The sequence below is a fragment of the Streptomyces sp. MA5143a genome (genome assembly GCF_900290235.1).
GTDB lineage: Bacteria > Actinomycetota > Actinomycetes > Streptomycetales > Streptomycetaceae > Streptomyces.
Genome location: NZ_OLMK01000131.1, coordinates 1 through 4,463, shown reverse-complemented (window position 1 = coordinate 4,463; position 4,463 = coordinate 1). Strand labels below are relative to the sequence as shown.

Genomic DNA, 4,463 nt, shown 5'->3' with positions numbered 1-4,463 from the left:
CGAACAGCTCCCTCGGGGTGTCGAACTGCTCGATCAGACCGTTGCGCATCACCGCGATGCGATCGGACATCACCAGCGCTTCTTCCTGATCGTGCGTCACGTAGATGACGGTCAGGCCGAGTTCCTGCTGGATGGACTTGATCTCGATCTGCAACTGGTCGCGGAGCTTCTTGTCCAGGGCGCCGAGGGGTTCGTCCATGAGGATGACCGGCGGGCGGTAGACCAGCGCCCGGCACAACGCCACACGCTGCTGCTGGCCGCCGGACAGTTCACGCGGCTTGCGGCCACCGAACCCGGACAGACCGGCGATCTCCAGCGTCTCCCCCACCCGTCGGCGGATCTCGTCCTTCGGCACTCCGCGCAGGGTGAGGGGGAAGGCGACGTTCTCGCTGACGGTCATGTGGGGGAAGAGCAGGTACTGCTGGAAGACGAAGCCCAGGCCCCGCTTCTGCGGCGCGAGACGGGTGACGTCCCGGCGGCCGACGGTGATGGTGCCGGAGTCGGGTTCGCAGAACCCGGCGATCATCATCAGCGTCGTGGTCTTGCCCGATCCGGAGGAGCCGAGGAAGGTGACGAACTCACCCGCCGCGATCTCCATGGACGCCTCGTCGACGGCGACGACGTCGCCGTAGGTCTTGCGCAGAGCCACCACCGACAGCGCTTTGCCGGTCGCGGTGGCCGGCTTGCCGCCGGCCACGTTGACGGACGGTGTGGCGACACCGAATTCAGCCACGAGCCCACTCCAGCCAGCGCTTGGTGACGGCCGACTCGTTCTTCAGCCACCACTCGACATCCGCGTCGAAGCCCTTGTCGTAGTACTTCGGCGCACCCGCGGACGCGTTGCGCTGCTCCTCGGTCAACTTGCTGTAGGCCACCGGAGAGGACGGGTTCGACGGGAAGAACTTGACGATATTGGCCTGACTCTCCGCACGCAGCGAGAAGTCCATCAGCTGGTAGGCGGCGTCCAGGTTCGCCGCGCCCTTGGCGATGGCATAACCCGAGAACTGACGGCGCGTACCGTTGAGCTGCCGCTCCACCGGCACACCCTGCTTCTGCAGATCGGCGAGACGACCGTCCCACACGGTGGACATCGTCACCTCCTCGCGGCTCAGCAGCACACCCGGGAGCGGGCCACTGTCCCAGAACTTCTTGATGTTGGACCGCAGCTCGGTCATCACCTTGAAGGCGCGGTCCACATCGAGCGGGTACAGCTTGTCCATCGGGACACCGTCGGCCAGCAGCGCGAACTCCAACTCCGGCAGGTCACCGTCCGGGTGAACCATCGCGCGGGAACCCTTGAACGCCTTGGTGTCCCAGAAGTCCGCCCACGACTCCGGCTTCCTGCCGCCGAAGGCGTCCGTGCGGTAGGCGATGCACTGGCCGTAGAAGCCGTAGCCGACGGCATGGTCGGTGATCTGGGCCTCGGGGATCTTCGCGCTCTTCACACTCTTGACCCGGTCGAGATCCAGCGCCTCCAGCGCGTCCTGCTTGACGTACTTGAAGTGGGACATCATCGAGTTGTTGATGAGGTCGCACTGCGGCCGGCCCTGCTTGATCTGCGCCAGCAGCGGAGCGTCGTCCAGGTTCAGCACCTTCACCTGGATGCCGGTCTCCTGCGTGAACGGCGTGTAGATCGCCTTCTGGAGAGCCGCGCCCCAGGAACCGCCGCTGTCACGGACGACCACCGTCTTACTGCCGCCCTTGCCACCACTCCCACCGGCCGTCCGGCTGGAGCCGGTACCGCAGGCGGAGAGGGAAGGAAGAGCGGCGAGGGCGGTCAGACCGCCTGCTCCGCGCAGGAGCGCTCTACGACCGATCTGGGCATCACTCATGGCAATACTCCTCATCTGGGGACGCGTGGGACCAGCTGTGCGGGGGCTTTACCTCGCAGGTGCGGGGGGGGTGGTGCAGTGTGACTAAGGCGGGCAGAGCATCGCCCGCCTGCGTTGCCGATCGCCGCTTTGGGGGCGTCGACGACCTTGTCGTCAGAGCGACGCCGATTGATGGCGGTGGGGAAGCTGGAGCCCTGGCAGGCGGTGATCAGCGGAGTGGGGGGTCTTCACCAGAGCCGCGGTATGAGGGCGTGGTGAGGGATGAAGCAGAGCCGGGTTTGCGGCTGAAGGACGGGCCGATCGGTTTGTCTGCGCCGGCGACAACTCAGCGGGTAGCTTGGCGAAAGATCCCGAAGACGATCGGGGTGCGCGGCATCGGGATCACATTACGGTCACGTAGATCTTGCGCACGGTTTCGATGGTCTTCCAGACACCGACGTAGCCCGGCTTCATGACGAAACTGTCGCCGGCCTTGTAGATCACCGGCTCGCCGCCTTCGGGTGTGAGTTCGACGACGCCGGAGAGGATGTGGCAGAACTCGAAGGTCTCGCCCTTGATCGAGCGCATCTCGCCGGGCGTCGCTTCCCAGACGCCCGTATGGATGGACTCCCCACGGGCGACGTCCTGAGCCCAGGTCTTGAAGGCGGGTTCGCCGGAGATCAAGCGTTCCGGGAGCGGGCCGGACTCTCGCGGCGCGAAAGAGGGATTGGTGTCGATGGCCTTCAGGAGCGACATGTCTTTCCTTTGGGAGCTTGAGGGATTGGCGGCCACTGTCGATGAGCTGCTGTCGAGCGGCGTCTGGCACACGCTCGTGGGTGGGGCCCGTTCCAGATGTGTGGAGGCCGGCGAGGCGTCGTGGCTGGTGCCGGGGTTGGCCGGGTGGCTCGGATGCGGTTGTCGGCATGGGCGCACCGTGGGTGGCCTTGTTCGAGCGCGGTGGCATGAGGCACGTGCTCGGCGCGGTTCGACAGTTCATGCCGCGATCGGCGGATGTCCGAGACAGAAGGCGAGACAGTGCAGGTTGTTCAGTCCCTTGCTGGTGGTGATGCCCAGCAGGGTGTTCAGCCGGCGGTGTACCCACCGTCGACGGTCAGGACCGATCCGGTCACGTACGACGACTCCGACGACGCGAAGAAGAGCACCGCGTCGGCGACCTCTTCGGGGGTGGCGAGGCGCTGGAGCGGGATCGTGCTCTCGCGCTGGCGGCGGTAGGCCTCGGGGTCGGGCCTGCGCTGGAACGCCGCTTCGATGATCGGGGTGGCGGTCAGGCCCGGGGCGACGACGTTGACGCGGATGTTGCGCGGGGCCCACTCGATCGCCGCGCCCTTGGCGAGCATGATGAGGCCCCCCTTGGCGGCGGAGTACAGGACCTGCCCGGCCATGCCGACCATGCCCAGCCGTGAGCTGACGCAGACGAACGAGCCGCCGGTCTCGGGCATCAGCGGCGCGAAGTGCTTCATCACCAGGAACGCGCTGAGCAGGTTGCTCTCCAGGACGTTCCTCGCGTCGTCGCAGGCCATCTCGGTGAGTGGACCGTCGGCCTGGAGACCGTGGTTGAGGACGACGACGTCGACGGTGCCGAAGGATTCCGCGGCCTGCTTGGCCAGGTGCTCGACGAACGTCTCGTCGTTGAGGTCTCCGGGAATGTACAGGTCGTCGGGCTGAGCGCTGTCGAGCCGCTCCCTGCGGCCGGTGAGCAGCAGCCGTCCGCCCTCCCGGCGGAAGTGGGAACTCACCGCCTGCCCTATGCCACTGCTGGCGCCTGTCACCAGGGCCGTGACGTTCTTGAGTCTCATGTCAGGCACTCCTCATACGCATGTCAGGCACTCCTCTTACGGGGGAGGTCGGTCGGGGGTGGGGGCTCGGGGAGGACGGGAGTCTCGTCGCATGCCGGTCAGTTGAGGAATCCGCGGGCGTCGACGGGCCAGCGCTCCAGCGATGTGCCCGTGCTGTCGGTGACGATGAGTTCCTCGAAGCCGAGGACGACCGGGCACACGTGGTTCGGCACGACCGGTACGACGCTGCCGACGCCGGGGCGGAACTCACCGTCCGGCAGCGGGAGGAACCCGTGGTACTCGTTGACCTTGGACAGGACCGCTGTCGTGCCGGCGATGCCGCCGTAGCCGATCTCGGGGCTGCCTTCCTTGCTGAGGGCCTTGTTGCCCACATCGAGGATGACCTGGCCGGGGACCCAGTCGCTGACCACGGTGCCGGCGACGAACAGCGCGATCTGGTCCTCCGTGCAGGAGCCGAGCCGGGCGTTGTTCAGATCTCCGAAGACGTACTCGCCGGGACGGATCTCGGTGATCACGCCGCTGGTGGAGAACTCGAGGGTGGGAGTGGAGCCCGCGCTGACCACCTCCGCGGTGACCCCGACGGCTTCGAGGCCGCGTACCGCGGCGGTGAGCGTGGCTTCCTGGTCCTGCGCGGCGCGTCGGCGAGCGTCCTGGTCGGCGCCACCGTGACCGGGGTAGGTGAAGACTCCCACCGGCACCAGACCGCGCTTGCGGGCGGCGAGCGCGAGATCGCCCGCGGCCTCGGGCGGCGCCCCGGAACGACGGGCACCGCAGTCGACCTCGATCACGACCTCAAGCCGGTCCGGTTCGTCTCCCATCGCGTCGGCGAGAGCTT

The 4,463-nt window shown here is 67.0% G+C and carries 5 protein-coding genes; all 5 read right to left on the bottom strand.

Translation table 11 applies throughout. The features are described from left to right. On the bottom strand, positions 1 to 733 hold a 733-nt coding region (locus tag SMA5143A_RS40665; RefSeq protein WP_146194044.1), incomplete at its 3' end, for an ABC transporter ATP-binding protein. Beyond that, positions 726 to 1,832, bottom strand: a complete 1,107-nt coding sequence (locus SMA5143A_RS40660; protein ID WP_107467826.1) for an ABC transporter substrate-binding protein — start codon at positions 1,830 to 1,832, stop codon at positions 726 to 728. The genes SMA5143A_RS40660 and SMA5143A_RS40665, both read right to left, overlap by 8 nt. A 381-nt stretch (positions 1,833 to 2,213) precedes the next feature. Next, positions 2,214 to 2,567, bottom strand: coding sequence for a cupin domain-containing protein (locus tag SMA5143A_RS40655; RefSeq protein ID WP_055540584.1), 354 nt, complete (start codon positions 2,565 to 2,567; stop codon positions 2,214 to 2,216). A gap of 326 nt (positions 2,568 to 2,893) precedes the next feature. Beyond that, positions 2,894 to 3,628 (bottom strand): SDR family NAD(P)-dependent oxidoreductase, encoded by a 735-nt coding sequence (locus tag SMA5143A_RS40650; protein ID WP_107467825.1) that lies wholly within the window; start codon positions 3,626 to 3,628, stop codon positions 2,894 to 2,896. 98 nt (positions 3,629 to 3,726) lie between these two features. Beyond that, the coding region (locus SMA5143A_RS40645) for an alanine racemase (RefSeq protein ID WP_107467824.1) at positions 3,727 to 4,463 on the bottom strand (737 nt) is incomplete at its 5' end.

Bases quoted from the DNA above. Each gene is read 5' to 3' on its own strand.
- SMA5143A_RS40655 (WP_055540584.1), bottom strand. From the start codon at position 2,567: ATGTCGCTCCTGAAGGCCATCGACACCAATCCCTCTTTCGCGCCGCGA.
- SMA5143A_RS40660 (WP_107467826.1), bottom strand. From the start codon at position 1,832: ATGAGTGATGCCCAGATCGGTCGTAGAGCGCTCCTGCGCGGAGCAGGC.
- SMA5143A_RS40650 (WP_107467825.1), bottom strand. From the start codon at position 3,628: ATGAGACTCAAGAACGTCACGGCCCTGGTGACAGGCGCCAGCAGTGGC.